The 26,965-nt window shown below is 38.4% G+C and carries 25 protein-coding genes and 1 other RNA gene; 8 read left to right on the forward strand and 18 right to left on the reverse strand.

Going from position 1 to position 26,965, the window contains the following annotated elements; genetic code table 11:
- Positions 1-11 precede the first annotated feature (11 nt).
- Both priC and H4J75_RS05725 read left to right on the forward strand, forming a co-directional pair.
- Positions 12-617 (forward strand): primosomal replication protein PriC, encoded by a 606-nt coding sequence (priC, locus tag H4J75_RS05720; RefSeq protein ID WP_182217995.1) that lies wholly within the window; start codon positions 12-14, stop codon positions 615-617.
- Between the two features lie 99 nt (positions 618-716).
- Positions 717-980 (forward strand): late competence development ComFB family protein, encoded by a 264-nt coding sequence (locus H4J75_RS05725; RefSeq protein WP_070374088.1) that lies wholly within the window; start codon positions 717-719, stop codon positions 978-980.
- 568 nt (positions 981-1,548) lie between these two features.
- Here the strand turns inward: H4J75_RS05725 and ffs are convergent.
- The 11 genes from ffs to pspA all read right to left on the reverse strand — a co-directional run bounded on the left by ffs (position 1,549) and on the right by pspA (position 10,704).
- An RNA gene (gene ffs / locus H4J75_RS05730) (signal recognition particle sRNA small type) lies at positions 1,549-1,645 on the reverse strand.
- 170 nt (positions 1,646-1,815) lie between these two features.
- The gene (locus tag H4J75_RS05735; protein WP_182217997.1) at positions 1,816-2,673 is read right to left on the reverse strand and encodes a DUF3014 domain-containing protein; all 858 of its coding nucleotides are present in this window, start codon (positions 2,671-2,673) and stop codon (positions 1,816-1,818) included.
- A gap of 145 nt (positions 2,674-2,818) precedes the next feature.
- Positions 2,819-3,472 (reverse strand): maleylacetoacetate isomerase, encoded by a 654-nt coding sequence (gene maiA, locus H4J75_RS05740; protein WP_182217998.1) that lies wholly within the window; start codon positions 3,470-3,472, stop codon positions 2,819-2,821.
- 33 nt (positions 3,473-3,505) lie between these two features.
- Complete coding sequence (gene tyrR / locus H4J75_RS05745) at positions 3,506-5,056, reverse strand: transcriptional regulator TyrR (protein WP_182218000.1); 1,551 nt, start codon at positions 5,054-5,056, stop codon at positions 3,506-3,508.
- A gap of 110 nt (positions 5,057-5,166) precedes the next feature.
- Positions 5,167-5,505, reverse strand: a complete 339-nt coding sequence (locus H4J75_RS05750; protein WP_182221589.1) for a 4a-hydroxytetrahydrobiopterin dehydratase — start codon at positions 5,503-5,505, stop codon at positions 5,167-5,169.
- 9 nt (positions 5,506-5,514) lie between these two features.
- A complete protein-coding gene (phhA, locus tag H4J75_RS05755) occupies positions 5,515-6,327 on the reverse strand; it encodes a phenylalanine 4-monooxygenase (protein ID WP_182214954.1) in 813 nt (270 codons plus the stop codon).
- 230 nt (positions 6,328-6,557) lie between these two features.
- Positions 6,558-7,601, reverse strand: a complete 1,044-nt coding sequence (locus H4J75_RS05760) for a YcjF family protein (protein WP_182221590.1) — start codon at positions 7,599-7,601, stop codon at positions 6,558-6,560.
- 159 nt (positions 7,602-7,760) lie between these two features.
- The gene (locus H4J75_RS05765; RefSeq protein ID WP_182221591.1) at positions 7,761-9,191 is read right to left on the reverse strand and encodes a YcjX family protein; all 1,431 of its coding nucleotides are present in this window, start codon (positions 9,189-9,191) and stop codon (positions 7,761-7,763) included.
- Between the two features lie 132 nt (positions 9,192-9,323).
- Positions 9,324-9,770 (reverse strand): envelope stress response membrane protein PspC, encoded by a 447-nt coding sequence (gene pspC / locus H4J75_RS05770; RefSeq protein WP_182221592.1) that lies wholly within the window; start codon positions 9,768-9,770, stop codon positions 9,324-9,326.
- Positions 9,767-9,979: an envelope stress response membrane protein PspB gene (gene pspB, locus H4J75_RS05775; RefSeq protein WP_182214984.1), complete on the reverse strand. Its 213-nt coding sequence runs from the start codon at positions 9,977-9,979 to the stop codon at positions 9,767-9,769. Before pspB ends, pspC begins: the two co-directional genes overlap by 4 nt.
- Before the next feature lie 56 nt (positions 9,980-10,035).
- Positions 10,036-10,704, reverse strand: a complete 669-nt coding sequence (gene pspA / locus H4J75_RS05780) for a phage shock protein PspA (protein WP_182214946.1) — start codon at positions 10,702-10,704, stop codon at positions 10,036-10,038.
- A gap of 191 nt (positions 10,705-10,895) precedes the next feature.
- Here pspA and pspF point away from each other — a divergent pair, with 191 nt between their 5' ends.
- The 6 genes from pspF to H4J75_RS05810 are packed head-to-tail and all read left to right on the forward strand — an operon-like array spanning position 10,896 to position 17,308.
- Positions 10,896-11,987: a phage shock protein operon transcriptional activator gene (gene pspF / locus H4J75_RS05785; protein WP_182214945.1), complete on the forward strand. Its 1,092-nt coding sequence runs from the start codon at positions 10,896-10,898 to the stop codon at positions 11,985-11,987.
- Positions 11,988-11,996: 9 nt separating this feature from the next.
- Positions 11,997-13,622, forward strand: a complete 1,626-nt coding sequence (locus H4J75_RS05790; protein WP_259364600.1) for an ABC transporter substrate-binding protein — start codon at positions 11,997-11,999, stop codon at positions 13,620-13,622.
- Between the two features lies 1 nt (position 13,623).
- Positions 13,624-14,652 (forward strand): ABC transporter permease, encoded by a 1,029-nt coding sequence (locus H4J75_RS05795; RefSeq protein ID WP_182221593.1) that lies wholly within the window; start codon positions 13,624-13,626, stop codon positions 14,650-14,652.
- On the forward strand, positions 14,642-15,535 hold the full coding sequence (locus H4J75_RS05800) for an ABC transporter permease subunit (protein WP_182214941.1): 894 nt from the start codon (positions 14,642-14,644) through the stop codon (positions 15,533-15,535). The genes H4J75_RS05795 and H4J75_RS05800 overlap by 11 nt, the downstream gene beginning before the upstream one ends.
- Positions 15,535-16,524: an oligopeptide/dipeptide ABC transporter ATP-binding protein gene (locus H4J75_RS05805; protein WP_182214940.1), complete on the forward strand. Its 990-nt coding sequence runs from the start codon at positions 15,535-15,537 to the stop codon at positions 16,522-16,524. Before H4J75_RS05800 ends, H4J75_RS05805 begins: the two co-directional genes overlap by 1 nt.
- Position 16,525: 1 nt before the next feature.
- Positions 16,526-17,308, forward strand: a complete 783-nt coding sequence (locus H4J75_RS05810) for an ATP-binding cassette domain-containing protein (RefSeq protein ID WP_182214938.1) — start codon at positions 16,526-16,528, stop codon at positions 17,306-17,308.
- Positions 17,309-17,384: 76 nt separating this feature from the next.
- Here H4J75_RS05810 and yeiP read toward each other — a convergent pair whose 3' ends face one another.
- The 7 genes from yeiP to H4J75_RS05845 all read right to left on the reverse strand — a co-directional run bounded on the left by yeiP (position 17,385) and on the right by H4J75_RS05845 (position 26,933).
- Positions 17,385-17,957: an elongation factor P-like protein YeiP gene (gene yeiP / locus H4J75_RS05815; RefSeq protein WP_182174511.1), complete on the reverse strand. Its 573-nt coding sequence runs from the start codon at positions 17,955-17,957 to the stop codon at positions 17,385-17,387.
- A gap of 95 nt (positions 17,958-18,052) precedes the next feature.
- Positions 18,053-18,973, reverse strand: coding sequence for a M14 family metallocarboxypeptidase (locus H4J75_RS05820; RefSeq protein WP_182221594.1), 921 nt, complete (start codon positions 18,971-18,973; stop codon positions 18,053-18,055).
- 596 nt (positions 18,974-19,569) lie between these two features.
- On the reverse strand, positions 19,570-22,146 hold the full coding sequence (locus tag H4J75_RS05825) for an exo 1,3/1,4-beta-D-glucan glucohydrolase (protein WP_182221595.1): 2,577 nt from the start codon (positions 22,144-22,146) through the stop codon (positions 19,570-19,572).
- Positions 22,147-22,160: 14 nt separating this feature from the next.
- On the reverse strand, positions 22,161-23,432 hold the full coding sequence (locus H4J75_RS05830) for a sugar MFS transporter (RefSeq protein WP_182221596.1): 1,272 nt from the start codon (positions 23,430-23,432) through the stop codon (positions 22,161-22,163).
- Positions 23,433-23,825: 393 nt separating this feature from the next.
- Positions 23,826-24,338 carry a tyrosine-protein phosphatase gene (locus H4J75_RS05835; protein ID WP_182214931.1) on the reverse strand — a complete coding sequence of 171 codons (513 nt, stop codon included), beginning with the start codon at positions 24,336-24,338 and terminating at the stop codon, positions 23,826-23,828.
- A gap of 48 nt (positions 24,339-24,386) precedes the next feature.
- A complete protein-coding gene (locus H4J75_RS05840; protein WP_259366332.1) occupies positions 24,387-26,009 on the reverse strand; it encodes a glycoside hydrolase family 30 beta sandwich domain-containing protein in 1,623 nt (540 codons plus the stop codon).
- Between the two features lie 156 nt (positions 26,010-26,165).
- Positions 26,166-26,933, reverse strand: a complete 768-nt coding sequence (locus H4J75_RS05845) for a sugar-binding protein (RefSeq protein ID WP_182214928.1) — start codon at positions 26,931-26,933, stop codon at positions 26,166-26,168.
- Positions 26,934-26,965 lie beyond the last annotated feature (32 nt).

Consider the following 26,965-nt stretch of genomic DNA (forward strand, 5'->3'; position numbering starts at 1 on the left):
GGTCGTCAAATATGCAATTAGCAATCGACAGAATTACAGCTGTTTTAGATAGTCTAGCTGAGCAGGCTAAAATTATTGATACTGAAAATCAGCAGACTAAATCACATTATCTTTTAAAAGATAAAGATATCTTTTCAGAAGCTTTATTTGCCACCAATAGTGATAAAATAGGCGCATATGTTGATGAGGTACGTGGTAAAACTATCGAATTAGCTCGGTTATTAAAGAGTGGAAAAAAAGAACTATCGCAAAATAGATTACAAGGTATTGAGCAACAAATATCATCAATAATCAATGCAATAAGATCAAACAAAGGGCTTCATCAAGAAGCACAATACCGATTAACAGCGATAAACGCTAGGCGCTATAAGAAAGCGGCAAAAGAACTCTTTAAATCCAGTCAAGCGCTCTATCAGCAATTAGCAGAGCACCACGAGTTTGAGCGCCGCTTACTTGCTATGCTCAATGAAAGAGAGCAACTTCGTCAAAGCGCAACGCCTGCCAAAGCAAAGAAAATATTGGATGAAGTCCTTGCCCTTCACCAAAGGTTAGGTCGATGTCGTCAAGCTATTTCAAAAATAGAGCGCGAAATAGAAGTTTCAGAAAAACCGCGATGATATCTGTTAAATAACTCGCTTTTTGCTTCATCTCGCATTAATCTTAAATAATAACAAACAATAAATTAATCTATTATTTAATCGTAAAAGAGGGCTGGAATGAGAATATCTGATGACATTCATAACTATTATGAAAAACTAGTCGTACAACATTTTGCCGCGCTAAAATTAGAAGAGAAATATGAAGCTGATTTTATTGCTGACCTAACCTGTGTAGTGCTAAATCAACTACCCACTCGTTATATTAGACATGAAGTTGATATGTCATTCTACTTACCTGCTTCAGAACGTTTTGAAATGGAAAACAATGTAAAAGTTGCTATTAGTAAGGCAATAGAGTTTATGAAAACTCATAACACTTAACTACTGTTCTTTGATTTATTAAGAAGGCAAGTGGTCAAGTCAATGCTCACTTGCTTTTCTTTTACCCTTAAGCATTCCCTTTAAATGATGACCTGCCCTTATATTAAACCGTTAAAGTTTTAATACCGATTAATATTCATTTTTTAGCCATTAACTAGCTAAATGCTTTTCACTTCATCAGAAACCAGCTAACCCACTCAAATGGCCTTAAAAGTATAAAGACATAAATAGACCTGCATTATCCCTTTGCACTCATTTTTGAGCGTTTCAGTGCTTACAAGTAGGATTTATAAATGTGTGATGACATTAGCAAATAATTTATTAACGGCTGACAAGTATCATACCCCCTTTAAATGACATTGCTGCCAGTAAAATCATCTGTCGGTAAGTTGATATTTTCTTGGCTTGTTTGTTACGGGATATTCTTGGAACTTTAGATGGAATTATTTCGCTAGCGATAAATACCGGCTCGAATGTATAAATGGGGAATTTTAGTCGTAAAGAGTTGGTACTGAAAGTTGCAAGGTAGCTAAAGATTGTAAGTGATTGATAAAAAGAGTGGTGGCAACCCTAGCAGCCACACCTCGGCACATGAGTCGTCTGCTGCGGTTGCTTCCTTCCGGATCTGGCCGAGTTCACAGAGTATCATTGCGAGGGGACCGAAAGGGTCACCATAGAAAGTTGTCGTTCTCACTTCAACGGCGCGAATTATGGCTAAAGATTTAGCTTGATGCAAGCGCTAGTTATATAAATAAAATCGTTCGCTGTTTTTTTAACCACACTAGCAGGTGTATAGCTAAAATCACCTTAAAATTAGCTTGGAATTACCTTTAAATTATGGACGCTCGCGTGCCAACCGTTCATTAATTTCTAATAAGACTGATTTAATCACCAATAGGTTTTCTTTACCTAAACGTAATAACAGTTTGTCGGCAGCATCAAGGGCTTCTATTTTTTCATCTTTAAAGCGAAACATCACACTGGGGCGAACTAAGTCTAATGATTCTTTTGGAATTTCCATATCCAAGACCTTGGTAATAGCATCATGTAAAACCTCAGTAAAGTTGTCGTCTGGATAGCCTAGCTCTGCATAAGCTTGATCAATCAAAGGCTTCATTTCAAAGTACGACTGCACCAGTGTTTCACTGTCAAATGAACGCAGTAAATCAACATAAAGTGTAAAACGTCGCGCTGCTGACTCATCCCACTTCCAATCACTACTTGCCCCGTTGCTAACCTCATTTGCTAAAAATTTAGTATTAGGTTTAATTAACGGACTATGAGCGTAAGCGATATTACCTTGTGCAAAATTATCAGTGAATACCACAAAACGGCGGATCATATCTTTATCAATGACCAACTTTAACAGTTCTTTACGCCAGGTAAAACTTGGTAGCTTTTCTTGTAACCAAACATCACTTTCATTTAAGGTTGGTAATATCGGTTCAGGCTCAATAGCAACGACGGGTTCTGTCACAACTAAAGGAAAAACTTCTTCTTCAGTTAATATCGGCTCTACTATAGGCTCGGGCGGAATTTCAGCTTTAACGATAGCCACTGGCGCCACTTCAACAACTTCTTGTTCGGTTGTCGATGACATATATAACCAAACTAAGGCGGCTATCACTATAGCAATAATAACGGCAATAATGCCCCAGGAGGTTTGTTTACCTTTTTGCGCTTGATCTTCCATAGGTACCTAATATTCAATTTATCTAAAGAATGCATGATGAATAACCATTGCAACCCGTTTTCATCTAAGTTGCAAGGGAATACGTGATCTAAAATAACTTTTATTTGAAATTGAGTTTTTATCTTTTTATATTATTACTTAACAATTATAAAATAGCATCGTCTTGATTTTCTGGTAGTGCTTTTATAAAAGCGGGTAACTGGTTGCAACGCTCAACAATGGCATTAATAAGCGGAAATGCTGACATATCTACTTTAAAACGATTTGCATTGTAAACTTGTGGAACAAGGCAAAGATCAGCAATAGTGACATCATCACCATAGCAGTATTTTCCTGATACCTTTTGTAGTTTTTCTTCAAAGGCAGCAAAACCTATGCTCATCCAATGGTGACTCCAAGCTAATTTATCTCTATCTTCAGCACCTAGTGTATTGACGAGATATTGTTGTACACGTAAGTTTGTTACTGGGTGTACTTCACACGCGATATCTAAGGCAAGTGCTTGCACTTGTGCTTTAGCATAAATACTTTCAGGATAGAGCTGTGGTTGAGGGTATTTATTATCAAGGTAATCAAGTATTGCCATACTTTGATTTAGCACCAAGTCGCCATCAACTGTCTCATCAATTAACGTTGGAACTAAATGGGTTGGATTAAGTGCAATATAAGCTGCACTGTGCTGTTCACCGCCATTGTTAACTAAATGAACGGGTACAGATTCACAATCAATGTTTTTCAAGTGCAAAGCAATTCTTACTCGATATGCAGCGGACGAACGCCAATAACCAAAAAGTTTCATTTTATATCTCTATTTGTTATCTGTATGAATTATTTAAATTTTAACGGTTTTTTTATTGATGTCATATTCACGTAATTTATTTGCAATGGCGGTATGGCTTAATCCTAATTTTTTCGCTAATTGTCGAGTACTAGGATAAGCCGGGTATAGTTTTCTAAGTAAATCAGCTTCAAAACTTTTAACCGCAGCATCTAAAGTTCCTTCAAATTCCTTTTCTAGATAACCATGTTCACGTGTATATGCAGGTAATTGCAGATGAGAGGTCATCACAATACTGCCTTCCATTAATGATACCGCACGAATTAATACATTTTCGAGCTGACGAACATTACCTGGCCAAGGATAATGTTCGATAAAATCACGACAGTCATCTGACATAGTGACAATCGTTTTACCAATACGTTGACCAAATTTTACAATAAAAAATTCAGCCAGAGGGATAATATCCGAACGTCGGTCACGTAATGAAGGTATATTTAGTCCAAGTACATTTAAACGGTAGTAAAGGTCTTCTCTAAAATCGCCGGTAGAAACCATGCTAAGAAGGTCACAGTTGGTTGAGCTAATGATCCTGACATTGACCCTAATCTCTTCCTCGTCATTGACGCGACGAAAAGTACCATCTTGAATGACACGCAGTACTTTAGTTTGTAATTTAGGTGACATCTCCCCCACTTCATCTAGAAATATTGTGCCACCGTCTGCTGATTCAAATAAACCCCGTTTAGCTTTATTCTCGCCTTTTGAACCTGCACCAAAAAGTTCTGTTTCTGCATCGTCATCAGGTAATGCTGCACAGCTTAAAGTCATAAAAGGTTTGTTACTGCGATCACTCGCGGCGTGACAAGCATGAGCTAACAGCTCTTTGCCCGTGCCCGTTTCACCAACAATGAGCATTGAAGAGTCAAGGAGTGCCATGCGTTTTGCTTCACGAATAACTTTACGCATCGAGCCACTACTTGCTTGTATACCGGCAAAATTATTTTCATTCGCTTGTTTAAAAGCACTTATTTGTTGGCCTAAACGTGCTTCTGATTTTAAAATTAATACCGCACCCGCTAAAACGGGGATACCGCTTTGATCGGTCACATGGATAGGCATGATATCAGCCACAAAGTCATCATCTTGAAACTTTAAGCGACGCGTTTGAGCAAGTACTTCATCGGCATCTAACCAGCGATTAAAGTTAAAGCCTTTTAACCAATTGCCAACATTATCGCCAATAATTTCATGATCTTTACAGCCCATAATACCGGCAGCTACGGTATTTACAATACGGATATCACCTTTTGCATCAATAGATATAAAGGGATCAGGAAAAGTTTTAATGAGCGTGGAGAGTTCATTGCGCTCACGTTCAGAGGGCATAAAAGGTGTTGTTTTTACATCATTCACGCCTTCAATTAAACGTAAACGTGGCATAAAAGTTTGTAATTGGCTAAATTCTAAGTCAGGTATGTTGATAAAAATTTCGCCTGGCTGCTTTAGTTCAATGCCACGTAAATTGATTTCATGTTCAACAAATATTTCTAATACTTCTCGGGCAATGCCGACTCGATCGCAACAAACAATTTCTAAACGCATTTACCTTACCTTAATAGCCAAGTATTCCTGTTCGGTATTGTAAACTAATTTGTACAACAAAAAAAAGCCCCCTGAGGTAGGAGGCTGCTATTATCTAATGTAAGCAAATATTACAAAAGTTTGTCAGTTTTTGCTGCACAAATAAAATCATTACGGTGTAGCCCTTTAATAGCATGTGTCCACCAAGTAATTTTTACTTTGCCCCACTCTAATAAAATCGCTGGATGATGGAATTCTTCTTCGGCTAATGTAGAGACTTTATTTGCAAATGCCCATGATAATTTATAGTTCTTAAATTTATACTCACGTTCAAGCATCATAACCCCGTCACGTACTTCAGGGATCCAGTCTGGTATTTGTGCTAATAGTGCCGGTAACTCTTCATCACTCACTTGTGGCGCGCCAACTTGGCATGCTTCACATTTTTGTACAGATAATTGCTCAGTCATTATTTTTCCTTAACTCACATTATTAATTTCTTTTGCTGGAAACTTCGCTGGGTGTAAGCCTAAGGCTTGTGCTTGCTCAACCAACTCCATAATATCAGCCACTTCAAACTTTCTTAAATCATCTAAATCACTTACTTTATTCAGCATATAATAAATAGGCTGCATAACATCTATTCGATATGGCGTTCTTAATACGTCAAGTATGTTAAGTTTTTCACGTTCAACAATCTCGCTTTCAGTCGCGTGAATGGTTTCGCTCGGTGAAGACAAAATACCACCGCCATAAACTTTAATACCCTCAGGGGTATCTAATAAACCAAACTCGACCGTAAACCAATATAAACGAGCTAAAAATACTCTTTGCTCTTTAGTCGCATTAAGACCCATTTTTCCATAAGCCTCAGTGTAATCAGCAAACGACTTATTGGTTAATAAAGGACAATGGCCAAATATTTCATGAAAAATATCAGGTTCTTGCAGATAATCAAACTCTTCTCGGCTGCGAATAAAAGTAGCTACTGGGAATTTTTTTTCTGATAACAACTTAAAAAACGCACCAAAACCAATCAATGCCGGTACTGGCTCGCACTGCCAACCTGTTGTTTCTTTAAGTACTTTACTAACTTCTGCCAACTGTGGAATTCGGTCATGTGGTAAATTTAATAATTTTGAGCCTAATTTATATTCGTCACACGCTTTGTTTTCAACACATTTTAATTGACGAGTGATCAATTCCTGCCAAACGCTATTTTCTTCATCTGACCAATGAATGTGACCATTTTCATCAGCAACTCGCGAAATATACTTCGTCGCCATCCCCATGATATTACCTTATTTTAATTTTTATCATTATTCACTCACCAATGAGTGAGTCATGTTCTTCACTGATAATAAAACAAGCTTGACGGGAAAAATACCAAACGCTAACTGACTATTATTTAACCAGACAATAATAGCGTATAGAAAAAATTACAAAAATGTAAATACAAAAACAATAACAAATAAAATCAATAAGATAAAAGCAACTTATTTATTCCTCACAAGGAATAAAACTACCTTATTAATAATTTTTTTACCTGACTGAGTATTTTTTTCCTCACTTGAGCTATTTTAGGGGTGTTTTCTTCAAAAGGAATGGGTCGACAAAGCTTAATAGTTTGAATACCCAAGCGTGACGTTAACATACCCGCGCCGAGTCCTTGTGCCATGCGCGCAGATAATTTACCTAATAGTTCAGCACCAACCAAGTCAGCTCCTAAATCAATGACTAACTCACTCGCGCCGGCATAAGCCATGTTAACGAAAACTTGTTTAATTAATTTTATTCGACTCCAGTAGCCAATTTTTAAACCATAAAGGCCAGCAATTTTGTCAATCATCCGTAAATTTCGCCAAAACATTAGCATCATATCAACAAGAGCAATCGGGCTTAAAGCAACTAATACTACGGCTTCTGTTGAAAATTTAGCGACTTCATCTAATGCTTTCTCGTCAACTTTTGAGAGTATTTCACGGGAGTATAATTGGAGTAACTCTTCATCACTGTATTCCTCTTTGACCAACGACTGCCAACTTTTTTCATGCTCAGACATCAAATCACAAGGTAAGTTTGCTGAAATGCTTTCACATAAAGCTTTTGCGTCAATATGTCGAGGGGAAGCTAAGTCAGTTGCTAATATATCTTTTGCTTTTGCTTGTGTACTTTGCTGGCGTTTAAATTGTCTTAATGCTGAATACTCTCGTATCGCCGTTGAACCAACAATAACTGACAAACCAAAGAGCAGAACACCATACATACCAGCTAAAATAGGAGATTGAGCAAAGCCCTGTTGAAAAAATGTAAAGGTTTCTACCATAACAACGCCAGCAAAAACAATGCCTACAACCCGCCATAACCAGCGAGGCCTAGTTTTTTCCTGTGGGTTATCATCATTTAAATACCCTTGCTTAATTAATGATAAATCTTCTGATGCCTGCCAATCGTCATTACCGACAATAACTTGTTGGCCATTTGAAGGTAAATGACTTTTCTTTGTCGTTAACTCATCATTTTCAAAAAGAATTTGCTGTTGGTATTTTTCATCGAGTTCATTCATCTATTTTATCTCCAAGCAAAATTGTATTACTTGCTTCATTCTTATATTTATCAAGGTCGATCATTTTATTTATCACCGGGTAAAAACTGCATCACTTGATCCATGCGTATCGATGGCTGGTAAGCACTATGCTTAGCGGCCAACACATCAACAATCATTTCATTTCATTTTATCACCAAGTAAAAACTGCATTACTTGGTCCATACGCAGGTGAGGTAGACATTCATGTTGTCCAATCGGATCCATCGGAGCAAAGCTAATAAAATTAAAAGTCTCTTGCTGCCAATAATCTTGTTCGGGTAATTTACTCGGCACCGCCCCCGGAAAAACCGTAATTAGCTCTCCATTTTCAGAGCGTTTGCCACGAAGCACAGGAATGTCTTGCCCTTGGTAACGACTCGTTCCTGCTTGTGTCGTTTTAACAGAAGCTAGCGCCAGTGTTTTCATTTCAATAACATCATAATTTAACTGATGTTTAGTTTGATAAACAAGCTGGTCGAGTAATTTTACTAAGTTATGGTGTTGCTCTGGCGTAACATGGTCAGCTTTGGTCGCAGCAAATAATAACTTATCAATTTTTGGCGCAAACAAACGAGAAAACAAACTACTTTGACCATAGCTAAAGCTTTCCATGATCATGGTCATCGCTGTTTTCAAATCAGCAAAACTCTCAGGACCATTATTTAACGGAGTTAAACAGTCTGCTAATACAATTTGTCTATCGAAATTAACAAAATGTTCTTTATAAAAAGCTTTAACAACACGTTCTTTATATTCAATAAACCTTGCTCTTAGCATACCGATTAAACAGTCATCACTGGCATTTTGATAAGCATTTTTATCCATTGTTTCAAAAGCAGTGAAAGGGAAAAATTGCAAAATAGGCGCATCTGCTAATTCTCCAGGTAAAATAAAGCGTCCGGGCTGAATAACCGACAAACCAAGTTCGTGACGAAAGTGTAATAAAAGCTCAGTATATTCTTTTGATAAGTCAGCCAACCTTTGCTCATCGACCTTGGCAAAGGGATCTATTTGATTCACTTTTTCTATAAAGCTTTCTGCTGATTTAAACCTAGGTTCGGTAAGCAATAATGTTGTTGTTTGTTGTGACCACTGTTCAAACGTTTGATTTAACATCGGTAAATCAAGTAACCACTCTCCTGGATAATCAGTAATATCTAGGTATAAAGTTGCTGTATCACTGGCATATTTCAACAATGACTCTTTGGGCTTATAACGAATAGCAAGTCGCATCTCACTAATACCATGGGTCGGCTCAGGCCATGTTGGTTCATTTTGCGAAAAAGCTGACATTGCTCGGTCATATTCAAAACGGCCAATGTGTAAATGCTTTTGAGGCACTCGTTTAGCGGCAATGAAGCGCCCTTGATGAACAACATTAAAAAAACCAAGCTGTGAATGATTGCTTTCATTAACGAGTTGGTTGACTAAAGAAGTAATAAAGGCTGTTTTGCCACTACGACTGAGACCTGTAACGGCCAAAGTAACGTGTTGGTCGAGCGTTCGATTTAATAAATCACTCGCTTTTTGCTTTAATTTATTCAGCTTTTTTTTATTTATAAATGCCATGAATTATCTTACTGAAAGTTATATTAATATTTAATGGATACACTTAATCACAAAGACAAGTCGTACGCTTAACTATTTGTTAAGCGAACAAGCTAAAAAAGCGGCAAAAGCCGCTTTTTAATTTTTTGTTGATCACAACTTATTGATTTCTCGAGAAACAGTAAACTCAGGTGAGGTAACATAATGCTCCATCGCTCGAACTTCCCTTTCTAGGGATTTAAATTTATGTCTAATATCGTGAAAAGCTTGTTTAGGCGGCTCTCCAGATTGCCAAATACGCGACTTCACCTTGATAGACTCAGAAGAAAGTTCTTCTTCTGTGTGCATGGTAGCTGATGCATATTGTGATTGTGCTGGTTGTTGTTTTTTAGCGGTAGCGCCTGGTTTTTTATCTAAAATAAACCAACCAGCAATATAAATAACCACAAACCAACCCATACCTAGTAAAACACCCGAAACCACTAGAATACGCACTAACCATGTTTCCCAGCCAAAGTAATCAGCTAGACCAGCACAGACGCCAGCAATTTTTCCTTGGCTCGAGTTTCTGTATAATTCACCACGGCGCTTGTCTGTCATACCTTGCTTCTCCAGTCAGGTGTTTCAGCATCTAAAATAGCTTCAAGCGTTTTAATTCTCTCGGTCATTTTATCGGCTAATTCAGAAAGTTCAGATAATTGCTTGTACTCTTCTTCACTAAAACCTTGGGTTATCTGGCGCTTACTTCGGTAATGTAAAATCAACCAAATAGGGGCAACTAACAACATAAAAATGATGACAGGAACCATTATAAGTTCTTCCACAGTACTTCTCCTTATAAGTTATTCAACACAAACTGAGTTATTTAGTTTTTCTTATCTGATTTCATTTTAGCTTTTAATTGCGCTAATTCATCATCAATATTTTCATCAGATTCTAAATCAGAGATTTCATCTGCTAATGATTTGCTCCCTAAATCAAGGGACTCAACTTGTGATTCGATATCATCAATTTTACGTTCATAACTATCAAAGCGACTCAGTGCGTCATTAACTCGACCACTATCGATATTCTTTTTCACTTTTAAACGAGACGTCGCTGTTTTTTCTCGCATGATAATTGCTTTTTGTCTTACTTTTGCATCCGCTAATTTTTCTTGTAACTGAGAAACTTCACTTTGTAATTTAGCAATATGATCATCAACGTGGTTCAACTCATCTAAAAGTGACAATGCATTCTCAGCACACTTTTTCTTTTCAACGAGCGCCGCTCTTGCTAAATCTTCACGGCCTTTGCTTAAGGCTAGTTCAGCCTTTTCTTGCCATTGTTGCTCATCTTTTTCAAAACGAGTCGCTTGACGAGATAAATCTTTCTTATCTGCTAAAATTTTAGCAGATGACGAACGTACTTCAACTAAAGTATCTTCCATTTCTTGAATGATCAATCGTACCATTTTTGCAGGATCTTCTGCTTTATCTAACAGGTTGTTAATATTCGAATTAATAATATCTGTAAACCTAGAAAAAATACCCATAACAACTTCCTCATTCAATAATTTAATTTAATGTTACTGATATCCTTTATTCATGTTTTGCGCCAAGTTTTACTATTAACTTAACTTCATGTTTTAAATAAAGTTATTATAATTAAAAAAAACACTTCAAACCTGATGATTAATAAAATACACTATTTGTTAGTGAAATAAACCAATTATTAGGTCAAGTAATGTCGCGTTTTAACCAAAAGGATAATCTTCTTGGACAAGCAAATAATTTTCTTGAAGTTTTAGAGCAAGTCTCACAAGTAGCGCCTTTGAGTAAACCTGTGCTTATTATTGGAGAAAGAGGGACAGGTAAAGAGCTTATTGCGGCTCGGCTTCATTACTTATCTAAACGTTGGGATCAAAATTATTTAAAGCTTAATTGTGCGGCATTAAATGAAAATTTATTAGAAACAGAATTATTTGGCTATGACAGTGGTGCATTCACCGGTGCGAGTAAACGCCATGAAGGTCGCTTTGAGCGTGCGGACAATGGCACCCTCTTTCTTGACGAAATAGCCAATACTTCGGGATTAATTCAAGAAAAGCTATTAAGAGTCGTTGAATACGGTGAGTTTGAGCGTGTGGGTGGCTCAAGAACTATTAATACCAATGTGCGCTTAATTGCCGCAACCAATGAAGACTTACCCACCTTAGCCGATGCGGGTGAATTTAGAGCAGATTTACTTGACCGACTTGCTTTTGATGTTATCACCCTACCACCACTTCGAGAACGTACTGAAGACATCATGATGTTAGCTGAAAGCTTTGCGATTAACATGGCGCGCGAATTAGAATTTGAGCTCTTTAGCGGTTTTACTGAAAAAGCGAAACGTGCCATGCTTGAATATCATTGGCCTGGAAACGTACGAGAATTAAAAAATGTTGTCGAGCGTAGTGTTTATCGTTGCAATAACCCACATTTACCCGTGCATGACTTAGTCATTGACCCGTTTGAGTCACCTTACCGACCTTCTCAGCGTATTAAAACCCAAGACAGGATATCGGTAGCAGCGCCGAGTGTTGATAAAGAGAACAAAGAGGAAAAACGCCAAGAGGTGATCCATCAACAGTTACCCGTTAGTCAATCATTGGTCTTCCCTTTATCATTAAAAGACCTTTCTCAAGACTATGAGATTGATTTGATTCAATCAGCTTTAGAAAATTGTCAGTATAACCAAAAGAAAACTGCCGACGCACTCAAATTAACCTATCATCAACTAAGAGGTTACTTGAAAAAGTATAACTTATTAGAAAGTGCAGTAGACGAAGGGTAGTTGAGTTATATGTCGATATTCGCTGTTAAAAAACATTTATTGAAGATAATGACCTTGCCATTTTTATGTTGGATAACGGCATGTGATATTGATAATGATCCCTCATTAACTGACCATAGTATTGTCTATTGCTCTGAAGGCTCTCCTGAAAGTTTTAATCCGCAAACGGTTACCTCTGGTACCACCATTGATGCTACGTCTAATCAACTCTATAACCGATTAATTTCATTTAGAGGCGAAGAAAACACTATTGCTCCGTCGTTAGCAAAGTCATGGCATGTGACGCGTGACGGTAAAATGGTTACTTTTTATTTACGCAAAAATGTTGCCTTTCATCAAACCGATTATTTTACCCCAACACGTTTTTTTAATGCCGATGATGTACTGTTCAGTTTTAACCGTATTTTATTACCTAAGCACCCTTTTCATCAAGTTTCGGGTGGAAAGTACCCTTTTTTTCAAAGTGTAAGTTTTTCAAATGTCGTTGAAAGTATTGAAAAAATCAATGAATATACTATACGTTTTAAGTTCAAATACGCAGACAGTTCAATTTTGGCTAACATTGCCAGTGACTTTGCCGTTATATTATCAAAGGAATATGCTGACACCTTAGTGTTAAAAAATATTAAGCGAGAAATAGACACGCTACCCATTGGCACGGGTCCCTTTAAATTAAAAGATTATCGTCCCGGCGCCTATATTCGCTATGCTCCCCATAAAACGTACTGGGATCAACCAAGTACTTTAGAGCAACTTATTTTTGATATAACGCCCAGTAATACAGGGCGATTAACAAAATTATTAGCGGGTGAATGTGATGTAATTGCTTTCCCCATTGCTCATAACAAAATAAAAAGTAAACCTGAATTAGAGCTACAAGCGGTGACTTCTTTTAATGTCGGTTATCTTGGCTTTAATACCTTAAAGCCACCTTTTAATAATGTAAAAGTACGTCAAGCCGTTGCATTAGCCGTTAACAAGCAAGCCATTATTGATACTGTCTATCAATCTAGAGCCGATATAGCACATAGTTTATTACCAACAACCTCTTGGGCTTATGATAAGAATACTTTACCGCAAACATTTGACTTAGCTGAAGCTAAAAGATTACTAACTGAGGCTGGATTTCCTAATGGTTTTACTATGAACCTCTGGGCGTTACCGGTACAACGGGCATATAATCCAGACGCGGTTACTATGGCAAAGTTAATTCAAGCCGATTTAAAGAAAATAGGTATTAATGTGTTAATTGAAAACTCTCTCGATATGGGCTCTTTTCTTGAACAGCTGTCAAAAGGTGAGCATCAGAGTGTTTTATTAGGCTGGTCGGCGGATCACCCAGACCCAGACAACTTTTTTACACCACTGTTGAGCTGTTCATCGGCTAGAAGTGGTAACAACAGAACATTTTGGTGTCATAAAAAGTTTGATAACTTAATACAGCGAGCATTAGAAACAACAAATGTGGCCCAACGTAAAAAGTTTTATAGTCAAGCGTTAGCGATTATTTCAACTGAAGTGCCGTTAATTCCCATTGCTCACTCTAAACGATTTCAAGCAAGGAAAAACATTGTTAAGGGTGAACTATTATCTCCCTTTGGTGGCATCGACTTTAGCAGGGTGAGTAAAAACTAATATGCTGATATTTACCCTACGCCGTCTAAACTTATTCATTTTCACCATGTTTCTACTGACATTGCTGTCTTTTAGTTTGAGCTTTTTATTTCCTGGTGAACAGTTAATCAATATTTCTGGGCAAATCAATGCGACACCTAAGCAATTGATAGTTTTAGCTGATCAGTATCAAACAAATAATAATATTGCTCAGCAATACTTTTCGTATATAAGTCATCTTTTCCAGGGAGACTTAGGTATTTCAATGGCCAGCCAATTGTCTATAAGTAACGAGATCATGCGCTTTTTACCCGCGACAATTGAACTGTCTTTAGTGGCACTTTTCATTGCTATGGTCTTTGGTATTCCTATTGGCTTTATTGCCGCCATTAAACACCGTAAAGCTACCGATAATATTATTTTAACTATTTCTATGCTGGGTTATTCAATTCCTGTTTTTTGGTTAGGCCTATTAGCCATTCTTATTTTTTCTATCCAATTAGGTTGGTTGCCATCAGCAGGACAGCTCAGCTTAGTGTTTGAAATAGAACATGTTACTGGCATACAGTTTATAGATATTTTATTAAGTGACAGTCCTTATAAGTGGCAAGCCTTTCAAGATGCCAGCGCACATATATTTCTACCTGCGTGTGTTATCGCCCTAGCTCCAGCGACCATCTTTGTACGCTTAGCTCGCACGGCAATGATGGATGTGCTCGACAGCCAATACATACGTGCGGCTAAAGCAAAAGGGCTAAGCTTTAAGCAAATTATTTATCATCACGCGATACGAAATGCTATGGTGCACGTTATTCGAGATGTTGGTTTACAGTTTGCTAACTTAGTAACTATTGCCATGGTGACTGAAGTTATCTTTAGCTGGCCAGGCATCGGCCGATGGTTAATAGAAAGTATATTTCAGCGTGACCACACTTCAATTCAAGGTGGGCTTTTAGCGCTTTCTAGTTTTATTTTTATTGTGCATATTGTCATCGATTTTATCTATGCAGCACTTAATCCTTTAGCAAGAGAGAGTCGAAATGGCGCGTGATAAAATATACTTAGAGGAAGAGTTTCCTTCACCATTACTGCAACTTTGGCATAATTTCAAAGTAAAACCCGTAGTGATGATAGGTTTTAGCTGTTTTATTTTCTTAACAATTCTCGCTTTATTTGCACCTTTTATTACACCTTATACTCCCGTTGAAAATCACTTAGATTTTTTATTACTGCCACCAGCATGGCACGAAGATGGTAATGTCAGTTTTTTATTAGGCACCGATAATTTGGGTCGTGACATGTTGTCTCGCTTAATGCACGGCACATCACTGACTTTTGGCTTAAGTTTTGTTGTGGTGCTTATTTCTTTAGGTATTGGTGGTGTTATTGGCTCGGTATCTGCTTTAACATCAGGAATAAAATCAAGTTTTCTTAACCATTTTCTTGATGTAATTTTATCTATTCCTTCTTTATTGCTAGCAATTGTTATTGTCGCTATCTTGGGGCCAGGGTTGAGCAATACCTTATGGGCGATTATTATTGTGCTTATCCCACAATTTGTTCATATAACCCGTAATGTCGTTACTCAAGAGTTCAGAAAAGACTATGTTCTGGCTTCACGATTAGACGGAGCAAGTTCATTTAGAATTTTATATCACTCTGTTTTTCCTAATGTTTTAGAGAAATTAATTAGCCAAGCAACGTTAGCCCAATCTGCTGCGATACTCGATATTGCTGCATTAGGCTTTCTTGGATTAGGCGCACAAATTCCCATGGCAGAATGGGGGGCGATGCTAAAAAACGGTATCGATTTATTCTATATTGCCCCGTGGACGGTTTATCTACCTGGTTTGGCGATTCTTTTTGCCGTGGTGGCAACCAATTTAGTTGGTGAAGGCATGAGACACGCCCTTAAAATCAGTAAGGAAGCTTAATGAACCTTCTCGATATCAGAAATTTGTCTATTGTGCTGAAATCAGCGACTAACCCTATTTTAGCGGTTGATCGCGTCAGTTTAACCATGAAAGAGGGTGAAGTTCGTGGTTTAGTTGGAGAGTCTGGTTCAGGAAAATCTTTATTGGCTCAGGCTATTATCGGCGTACTTGATGAAAAGTGGCATGTTGACGCTGATAGGTTTCACTGGCGAGGAAAAGATTTAATGCGCTTATCTGTTGATGAACGCAAAGCCATTATTTCAAAAGATGTCGCGATGATATTTCAAGAGCCGATGGCGTGCTTAGACCCAACGATGACCATAGGGATGCAACTTACCGAGGCGGTTGATGGCGAACAATTAACCGGTTATTTTTGGCAAAAAAATCAACAACGTAAAGAAACCGCGATTAGTCTCTTACATAAAGTCGGTATTAAGCAGCATAAAATTTGTTTAAAAAAATATCCTCATCAGCTTAATGAAGCGTTATGTCAGCGAGTAATGATCGCAATGGCACTCGCTAAACGCCCTATTCTCCTCATTGCAGATGAACCCACCGCGGCAATGGAGAGTACCAATCAAGGGCAAATTTTTCGCCTATTGGCGAGTTTAAACCAATTAAAAAACATGTCGATATTATTGATAAGTCATGACCTTGAGAATGTCACACATTGGACAAATACCATTACGGTGATGTACAGCGGACAATTTGTTGAAGCGGGTACCACCAAGCACATATTTGAACAACCGTTTCATCCCTACACTCGAGCACTCGTTGATAGTAGCCCAAAGTCAAATAGTGGCTTGCCAGCAAAATCACGGTTAATGGCGCTACCTGGCAGTATTCCTATTTTACAACATTTACCTATAGGTTGCCGATTAGGCCCAAGATGCCCTAGAGCGCAACAGGCCTGTGTTGTAGCACCTAAGGTAACAAACTATCATGGTCATCAATTTAGTTGCCACTTCTCGCTAAAGGGAAGTTATTAATATGCCAATATTATTACAGGTTAATAACTTAAGTAAGTCGTTTAGAATAGGCAGAAAATGGTTTAATCAAAAATATTTTACCGCACTCGAACCGATTTCATTTGAGGTACAAGCTCACCATACCTTAGCTATTGTTGGAGAAACAGGATCGGGTAAATCAACCTTAGCAAAATTATTGGTTGGTGCGGAACTGCCTTCAACGGGCAGCATAAAACTTAATGGCCAAACATTACAACCTGGAGACTTTAAGCAAAGATGCCAGCATGTACGGATGATATTTCAAGACTCTGGGACAACATTGAACCCAAGCTTAACCATTGGGCAACTACTGAATGAACCTTTGTTGATCAATACCAAATTAAATGAAGAAGACCGCCATTGTCTAATACGAGAAACATTACAAAAAGTAGGTTTGCTCGCTGAACATATGAATTTTTATCCACATATGTTCTCTGGTGGTCAAAAACAGCGCATATCATTAGCTCGCGCGATAATATTACAACCACAGGTGATTATATTAGATGAGGCCTTAGCTTCTCTCGACCCTTCGTTACGCTCGCAAATGATTAACCTGTTGCTCGATTTACAAGAACAGATGGGACTCGCTTATATTTTAATTTCTCATAACTTAGGTATTGTTAGGCATTTTAGCGATAAGATAATGGTTTTAAGCAAAGGACAAGTGGTAGAGATGGGCGACACAGCAAAAATTCTCAGTCGACCAAAACATCAATATACCAAGAAACTTATTCTCAACCAAAGATTCCAACTGTTACACCGCTAACAACTAACCTAATGGTTAGATCAATAAAGCCAGCAAATGCTGGCTTTATAAAAGTGGAGATAAAGTAAACGAGACTTTATTTCTCAGCGCGTCCCATAAATTTACGTTCTTCAGTGTTCACTTTGATTTTATCACCGATTGAAATATGTTCAGGCACCTGTACGGTTAAGCCCGTAGATAAAATTGCCGGCTTAGTGCGAGCTGTTGCCGAACCACCTTTAATTGATGGGTCTGTTTCAGTAATAACCAGTTCAACACTCGGGGGTAAATCAATACCAACCGCAGCACCATCAACAATAATAATTGATAAACCTAAGGTATCTTCACAAATAAATAGAGCTTCGTCAGCAATACTTTCTTTGTTAAGGTTGTATGGCGTGTAATCTTCATTGTCCATAAAGACATATTCATCACCATCGATGTATGAAAACATCGCGGGACGTCGGCTTAGGTCAGCGAAGTTCAGCATATCTGAGTCTTTAAATGTCTCATCAATCTTACCGCCAGTGACAACATCGTACATACGCATACGGTATAAACTACCACCGGCACGACCTTGAGGAACTGAACGCTCTATATCTCTTACAATAAATACTTTTCCGTTATGCTCTACCGCAGCATTTTTCTTTATATCACTGGCCTTTGGCATGGATAATAATTCCTAAAATTAAATGTCAGAGAAAAATAGCACGAACTTAACATTATGAAAATGTTTTAGTGTGCAAATTTTTCGGTTTTATCAGGTTATTCACTTTTTAAAATATAATCTAAACCACCCGTTATAGCAGCCACTTGCGCTAGAATGCAGTTTTCATCATCAACTTTTGGGCTGTCGGGGTAAACTTCGGTGGTGGTCAAGAATTTAGCATTGGTTAAGCCCATACATAATCCTAACTCGCGCGCAGCATAATTAATAACGCCCTGCTGTTCAAGGGGTACACCGATCAATTTACCGCTTTCGTCAGCAGGCGCTATATGGGTAACTTCTTCAACGGCATCAATAATCGCTTTTTGAAAGTCAGCGACTGGCTTCACGCTATCGGCGACTAAATAAAAGCCATCAGGGATTTGCCATTCTTTTTCTTCTATCGCATCTCGAGCACAAAGTGCTGGTCGAAATGTTGAATTATCGGTGTCAGTCGTTTCGTGTAAATCTATATGCACAAAAATATCACTGTTGAGCTCGGCAACATACTTCATTATCGCTGCTGACTCTTGGGCTGGGCTGTTTTGATAGAAAGAACGATTGGGATCTATCGCTTTGCAATTCCAACGGTTAACTGTTTCATAACCCCAAGGGCTGATACAGGGCGCAACGACAATATTAAAGTGTTCCGCATATTTGCCGGCTTGTGTTTGGGCAAAGCGTAATGCCCCCTGCACTCCACTGGTTTCATAGCCGTGAACACCACCGGTCACTAAAACTGTTTTTTTATTGTCTTGCCAGTTTTTTGTTTTAATCACATACAAAGGATAACGACTTTCATCAAGCGATAATGCGCCATATTGAAGAACATCAAAATCTTCTTTTAACGCGTTTATCTTTTCAACGACTTCATCTTGATATGAACGGGTTACCGTTTGTGCTTTAAACCACTGAACATTTTCTTTTTCTGTCCATTTTTTGCCTGGCGTTCCAATCGGATAGTTTTCTTCTTGATTCATATGATTTTCTTTTGATATTGTAAATATTATCAGCAAGTTTACACGCACATAGCGACAACCGTAAGGTCATTATCAATAAATACGTTGATTCGACCAGAAAAAAGGATAAAGCTCAACAATCAGCCTTATCCTTATATTTTAAGTTAAGTAGACTGCTACAGACAGTTCAATGGCGCTAGACGCTTTACTTGACACTAATCGAATATGGTCATTATCAATAAATACGCTGATTCGACCAAAAAAAAGGATAAAGCTCAACAATCAGACTTATCCTTATCCTTATCCTTATCCTTTAAGTTAAATAGACTACTGCGGGCAGTTCAATGGCGCTAGACGCTCTACTTGGCACTAATCGAATAAGGTCATTATCAATAAATACGCTGATTCGACCAAAAAAAAGGATAAAGCTCAACAATCAGCCTTATCCTTATCCTTTAAGTTAAATAGACTACTGCGGGCAGTTCAATAGCGCTAGTCGCCTTGATTGGCACTAATCGAATATGGTCATTATCAATAAATACGCTGATTTGACCAAAAAAAAGGATAAAGCTCAACAATCAGACTTATCCTTATCCTTATCCTTTAAGTTAAATAGACTACTGCGGGCATTTCAATGGCGCGCTAGTCGCTTTATTTGGCACTAATCGAATATGGTTAACAGATAGATTAATCGCGCCCGAGGTACGCAATTCAAAAGGCACAGCAACTTTACTCAGCTGAAGACCTTTTTCAGCAAAGCAATGTAAGCTAATAGCAATATCTTGCCACTCACCCTGCTTAAATGCCGCTAATTGTGCTTGAATATTATAACTTGCCTGACAATTTGCGCTGTCGCCAAGCGTTTCACAATTCATGGTGATATAAACAGGCGCATTAATATCACTGTCTCTTTTAACTGAAAATGTTAAGTCAGCATTTTTTTCGAGTTCACTAGTAAGATCTTCTCTAAAACCGTTGCTGTTAATAAATTTAACTCCCGCACTCGCTGCGCCAGTGGTCTTAAGTCGAAATGAATCTTCTTGTATTTCTTTATCAACCGTTCGATAAGAAATTCCTTTAAGTGATTCACTACTCGACTCTATTTCAATGTTTTGTTGTTGAGAAAACAATAACATTTTCCAAGGCGCTATCGCCTTACCTAAGAAAATATCGGTAATTAAATGCGTATTAAGCGCCACATTAGATTGCTCAGACAAGTCAGCTAATAAAGTGTCGTCTTGGTAGGTTAAACCATAGCCATATGAAAATAATGGTTGGTAGTCTTCGTCAAAACGATTGACAATTTGTGTTGGTAATTTAGGCCAAGAGAAAGACAATTTACCGGTAAAGTCGTGTTGGATATTATCAGCTGGGCTTTTCAATAAAACATCTGCGATTGCCTTACCCTCTGAGCCCGGTAGCCACGCAGCGACAAATGCATCGCTAGCATTGAGTTCAGCATTGACCCACATAGGTCGACCACTAATAAAAACAGCAACAACAGGTACTCCTTTTGCTTTAAGTGATGTAAGTAACGCTAAATCTTTTTTATGACCACGCTGATATTCAAGGTTATCAATATCACCATGCCCTTCAGCATAAGGTTCTTCACCAAAAACGACAATCGCTACATCGGGTTTGTTTGTGTAACTGCCATCAACACTCAAGGTTACTTGACCACCTGCGGCACTGACTTGTTGTTCTATCCCAGAATAAATAGAAGAGCCACCGATAAAGTCTGAATTTTTATTACCAGTTCCTTGCCAAGTAATACTCCAGCCCCCTGACTGTTTACCGATATTATCAGCGGCATCGCCCGCTACTAAGATATGTTGCTTAGGTGATAAAGGTAATAGCTGTCCGTTGTTTTTTAACAACACTAAGGATTCGCGAACCGCCTGACGAGCAACTTCGCGGTGCGACTCACCACCAATTAAGGCAATGTTCCCTGATAAAACACGTTTGGCAGGACTGGGCTTTTCAAAAAGCCCGGCGCGGACCTTTACCCGTAAAATACGCGTTACCGCATCATCAATACGTGACTGCAGAATATCGCCTTGCTTTACTTGTGCAATTATATTGTCATAAAGTGGTCGCCACGCTTCTGTTGGCACCATAAAAATATCTAAGCCAGCATTAACCGCTTGAGCGCAATTTTCTTTGATACAGCCTTTAACTTGCCCGTGACCATTCCAATCACCGACAACAAATCCGTCAAAACCCATTCTATTTTTCAAGACATCGGTTAGCAAATATTTATGACCATGGACTTTATCTCCATGCCAACTATTAAATGAAGCCATTACCGACTGAGCACCCGCAGTTAAACCGCCAACATAGCCTTGGGCATGCACAGTAAAGAGCTCTTGCTCGCTCGCTATGTTTTCGCCTTGATCATCGCCACCTTGCGTACCGCCGTCACCGATAAAATGTTTAATGGTACTGATCACGCGTTTATCACCTAAAAAATCTTTATTGGCATGACCTTGTAAACCTTTGACGACTGACGCTGCGTATAAGCGAACAATTTCAGGATCTTCTGAGTAGCCTTCATAGGTTCTTCCCCAACGATCATCTCTAACCACGGCAACAGTTGGAGCAAACACCCAATCAATACCGGTAACCATGACTTCGGTCGCGGTTATTTCTGCTATTTTCTCAATAAGTGTCGGATTATTTGCTGCGCCCAAGCCAATATTATGAGGGAAAAGTGTCGCCCCGATAACATTATTATGACCGTGCACCGCATCAGTGCCCCACATCGTTGGAATTGTTGAACCGTCGAGTGAATCATCAACAGATGCTTGATACATTTTCTCCGCCAATAAAACCCAATCTGCAGGGGTAGAATGCTTATTATTATTGGGGAAACCCCCACCACCATTTAAATATGAGCCAAAACCATAGGTTCGCATATCCTCGAGGGTAATATCACGAATTTCTGGTTGGATCATTTGCGCCACTTTTTGTTGCAAGGTCATCTTAGCGAGTAAGTCAGCTACTCTTTGCTCGACTTGCACATCTTTTTTAACGTCACTTTCAAGTTGAGGCCAAATCTTATCGGCTTTATTGCTATCAATAGCTTGTGTCTCTTGCCCCGTTAACGTCGAATTTTCAGCAGGGCTGCAACCAAGAATTAATAACGAAAGCGTGATAAGAAACCAATTTTTTTTGTTAAATTTTAAGTATTTCATTGCGTTCATATTCATTATTTTTCTGTGACTACCTTGCTACCCTTCAAACCGTAAAAGACGATATAGACGTAACAAAACAAAGGTAAGATAAAAGCAAACTGCACACTAACACTATCCGCTAACAGGCCCTGTAATACAGGGACGATGGCGCCACCAACGATCGCTAAGCAAAGGATGCCCGCTCCCTGGCTGGTGTGCTTTTTAAGGCCACTTAACGCCAAACTAAAAATAGTTGGAAACATAATAGAGTTAAATAACCCTACTAATAAAATTGCCCACATCGCTATGCTGCCAGAGCTTAAAATAGTGATGGCAATTAAAACCACTGAACAAAGCGCATTAAAGGCTAAGGTTTTACCCGCATCAATTTTTTGCATGACTGCAGCGCCAATAAAGCGCCCAACCATAGCTCCGCCCCAATAATAAGTAAGGTACTTTGCCGCTTGAGTTTCTTCTAAACCGGCGATATCAGTTTCGCCTAAAAAGCTCACCAAAAAGCTGCCAATTGACACTTCTGCGCCAACATAAACAAAAATACCGATAGCACCTAAAACTAGATGGCGATACTGCCATGCCGACCCTTCAATTTTTTCTCCGTCAACCACCTCAGCACTTTCAATATGTGGAAGTTTTAAGAAAGCAAAAATAGCAGCAAGCACTAACAAGGCCGCCATCAGTCCTAAATAAGGCAGTTGTACCGATTCAGCACTGTTCGCTGACATTGAATCAGTGACTTCGTTTAAAATTAATAAAGCGCCAAAATAAGGTGCGATAGTTGTGCCTAAAGAATTAAACGCTTGGGTCATGGTTAATCGTGACGAAGCGGTTTCTTTTTTACCCAGTAAGGTCACATAAGGATTTGCAGAAACTTGCAAAACGGTAATACCACTAGCTAAAACGAATAAAGCCGCCAAAAAAACAGGATAACTATGTAAAGAAGCGGCGGGATAAAACATTAAACAACCCAAAGCCGCAATCACTAAACCGACCACAATGCCTTTTTGATAGCCCATTTTTTCGACAAACCATCCTGCAGGCAGAGAAACCAAAAAGTAAGCACCAAAAAAGCAAAATTGCACTAGCATAGACTGTGCATAACTTAACGAAAAAATGGCCTTTAAATGGGGGATCAAAATGTCATTTAAGCAGGTAATAAATCCCCACATAAAAAACAATGATGTCAGTGAAATTAACGCAAAGCGAGTAGAGTTATCTCCACCAAATCCATTAGATGAATTCGCTTGTGAGGTTTTGCTTTGATCTAAAGTAAAAGATGTTCCAGCCATTGTGGTGAGGTCCTATTGCTTAAAAATAAACACAAAGAATTTAGCTACGTCAGGTAGCAAGTTTATTCTTTATATCGCTTAAAATTGGTGTTGTTAATAACAAACCTATATCAGGCTTTATTATTTATCTATTTTTATTATAATTTGTCAGTAAAACCGCGAGACCACGGCTTACTGTCATTAATTTATCTTGAGTGATACAACAAATAGTTGCAATTTAAATGAGGTGTAGTGGGTAATCAATGCGTTAAAAGCGAATTTAAATAACACCGTAAGTTGAATTAACACGATAGCAGACAAAATTAAATCGCTAAAGGGTTTAACTAATTACCTCTGAGCTAAGTTAACATGAAATCAGTACTCTTCTGGCTGCAAAGTGGCTTTATATTGTTATCAAAATAGTGTCTCGGCTTTTGTTAACTGACGATTCAAATAATCTCGTTGTTTTTTAATTTTCAAAGCTTTAGGTTTCACTTTTTGTACTTCTGTAACAATTTTATCGACTGGCCAACCTAGTGCTAATAGTAATAGAGCAATAACAGTTCCCGTTCGGCCTGTGCCTCCTTTACAATGAATAGCGACCGTACCTTTATTCTTCAATTCATCGACTATGGTCGTTTTATTTATTGCCCATTGCGCTTCAAAAGCAGTACTCGGCGCTTCATCATCAATAATTGGCAATTGTAGCCAACTAAGCTGATACTGGCGACAGAGTTCAGGTAAAGAAAGTACCTTGTTACTTGCCATTTCTTCATCAAACATTAATGTGATCAGCATTGAAACACCCTCTTGCTTCAACTGCTTAAGTGATTGTTCAAGGCTAACTAATTTAGTGCCAGGACAAGGGGTAAATATCAGCTTAGCACCGTTATCCAGCGCTATAACTTCAAAGGGATGTTTATTCACTTAATCTTTACTCTTATTAATTATATGGCTTGTTAAAACGATTAAAAACTAAAGCTTAACACGTACTGTTTGCACGGCATTAGCGGCAATAGTTACTTGCGCATATTGACTACCAATTTGTAATGAATAATTTATTGGTGCTTTAGTGGTATTAAGTAACTGTACACTGACCAAACCATTGTCATTAATCGCAGCGCTGGCGTGTAAAGCATCTTTGTCTAAGCCTTCTAACTGCTGATTAACCTGTAATGCCGTATCACCTGGTCGAATGGTTTTACTAAATTGTGCTAATACATAATAAATCGGGGTGTAATAAACCTCACCTGTGTCAGTATCAATCATGATAGGTGCACCACAAAAGTTACCTACGTGATTAGGCCCACCATGCTTATCGAGTACGATATTCCAATCTATCCAGCCCTCTAACCAATGATCTAAACTAACAATAATATTACGTGCATAACGATGAACGGGGGTGTAAATCGGATGATCCTCAGGTTTAGGTGCCCAAGTTGCAGTGTACGCCCAGTCGGTCGCATTTTCGTTCCACCAAAAATCATCATTATTGAACCAGTTACTTTCTTTAAAGCGGACAGGATCTAAGATACCTGCTGGTGCATCTTTACCTAGATCATCAATCGTGCCTTCGGTATGTATAATTGAAAACTCTGGAAATTTTTCATGAACCCGGTCAAACACATCTTCATTAACTTGATTACTGCTTTCGTACCAATGAACGGCTGTACCATAAACATACTCAGACGTTTCTTTATCCCCGAGTATTTCATCAGTCCAATGCTCCATTTCATCACGATTTTGGTCATAAATAAGTAATTTAACCGCTTTGTGCGCACTCGCTTTTAATTTTGGTCCTAAATGGTCCTTAATAAAAGTATTTTGGCTTTTAGGCGTAAAATGCATACTTTCCCATTGACCACTGTTGCCATGCGGTTCATTTACTGGCGTTAGTGCCCAGAGTTCAATACCTTCTTGCTGATATGCATCGAGGTACTTAATAAGATAGTCTGCATAAGTAGCGACGTACTGTGGTTTTAATTCGCCGCCCGTCCCTTGGTGATTATTTTCAGGTGTTGGTTTAACATAATAGTCTTCAATTGTTTTCATCCAAGGTGGCGCAGTCCATGCGGAAGCGACAATTTTTAAATCTTTATCGACTTGCTGATTTTTTATCGCGTAAGCTTCTTTTATCATTGGCAACAAATCAAATTGCTCATCTTTAATACCAGGGTAATCTTGAGCGCTAAAACCATCGCTATCTACCGCGATACTGAATGATGTTAAGTTAGCGTCATCTTTACGTTCTGCATATGAATAGCGACCGTCCACGGCAAAGTCTGTTGCGCCAATATGCGTGCGTGCTATTGAAAAATTAGCGCCCTTTTCGCCATAAATATTTTCCATCACCTCTGCACGCTTATCTTTAGGTAAGTGTGCAAGCACAAAAGCGGAAGATTCAGTGAACGATGTACCAATACCAACAATCTTTTGTTTTTTAATATCTGGTCTTACAACAATAACCTTGCCCGTAGCTGTACCTTGTTGAAAGGTTAAATTCTGCTGTGGCGCTATTTTATCACCGGCTTCGCTAGTCAGTAATATTTCTTGGGTCATTAAAAGCTGGTAATTAATATCGGTGGTGTCTTTATTCATTTGAGTTGCCTGATTTACCGGTGCACAACTCATTATGGTGAGAGAAGTGATTGTTATAACAAATAACTTATGGATGAATTTTTTTTCAATATTGTTCATTTTATAATGCTCATGTCTAGGAGAGGGAAAAGAAAAACTTAACGCTTATCTAAGCGATTATTTAGCCAAGATAAGCTTACCGAACATACCCGCATCTATCCAACCACGATCGGGCGCTCCACCCTCTGCAGACTCAGAGCCAATAAAATTTTCACGTAGTTCACTGCCGTCGTTATCACAATAAGCCACCATGAGTCCCATCACTTTGCCAGCAAACAAGGCGACTGGTTTGTTAATACTGCTTGAGTCTGTTGTGGTATCTTGATATTCATCGTTATAAATATCGATGCTTAGTTCCCAAATAACCGTATTGCCTTGTTGTTTCCAGTTGCTTTGAACATGATGTGAATAGTTCTGCGGCTTTTTGTTGGTGCCTATATCTATGGCTTGGTTATCAAGAGACATATGGTAGGCAAGTGCATTATGGTTATATTGGTGATCACCGCCAGAGAAATCTTCATCAATAAAAATCTCTAAGCAATCGTCATCCCAATATTGGCTCAAGGGGTCGCGATGGGTATCAATGAGAATGTCATCAATAATTTCAGCCATAATATATAATTTAGCTTGCGTCCAAACCACTTTGTATCGGCCTTGAAAGTCTTCTTTTGAAAATTCTGGACCTAACCAACGTTGATCTAAATTTTGCCACTGTGCCAATTGCCAAACACTTTCATTGGCAATACCATCAACACTTGGTGCTTTTTCAGCATGTGGTGCATAATAATTAAGTCGATTAGCCGCGTGACTATCGGCTGCATAGCAAGGCACTATTAATGCCATAGAAAAAATGGACGCAATAATTATCTGTTTAATACTTAACATTTAATATCCCTTAATTAACAATGACTGTTTAC

Origin of the sequence: Colwellia sp. BRX10-1 (assembly GCF_014077545.1) — a bacterium.
GTDB lineage: Bacteria > Pseudomonadota > Gammaproteobacteria > Enterobacterales > Alteromonadaceae > Colwellia_A.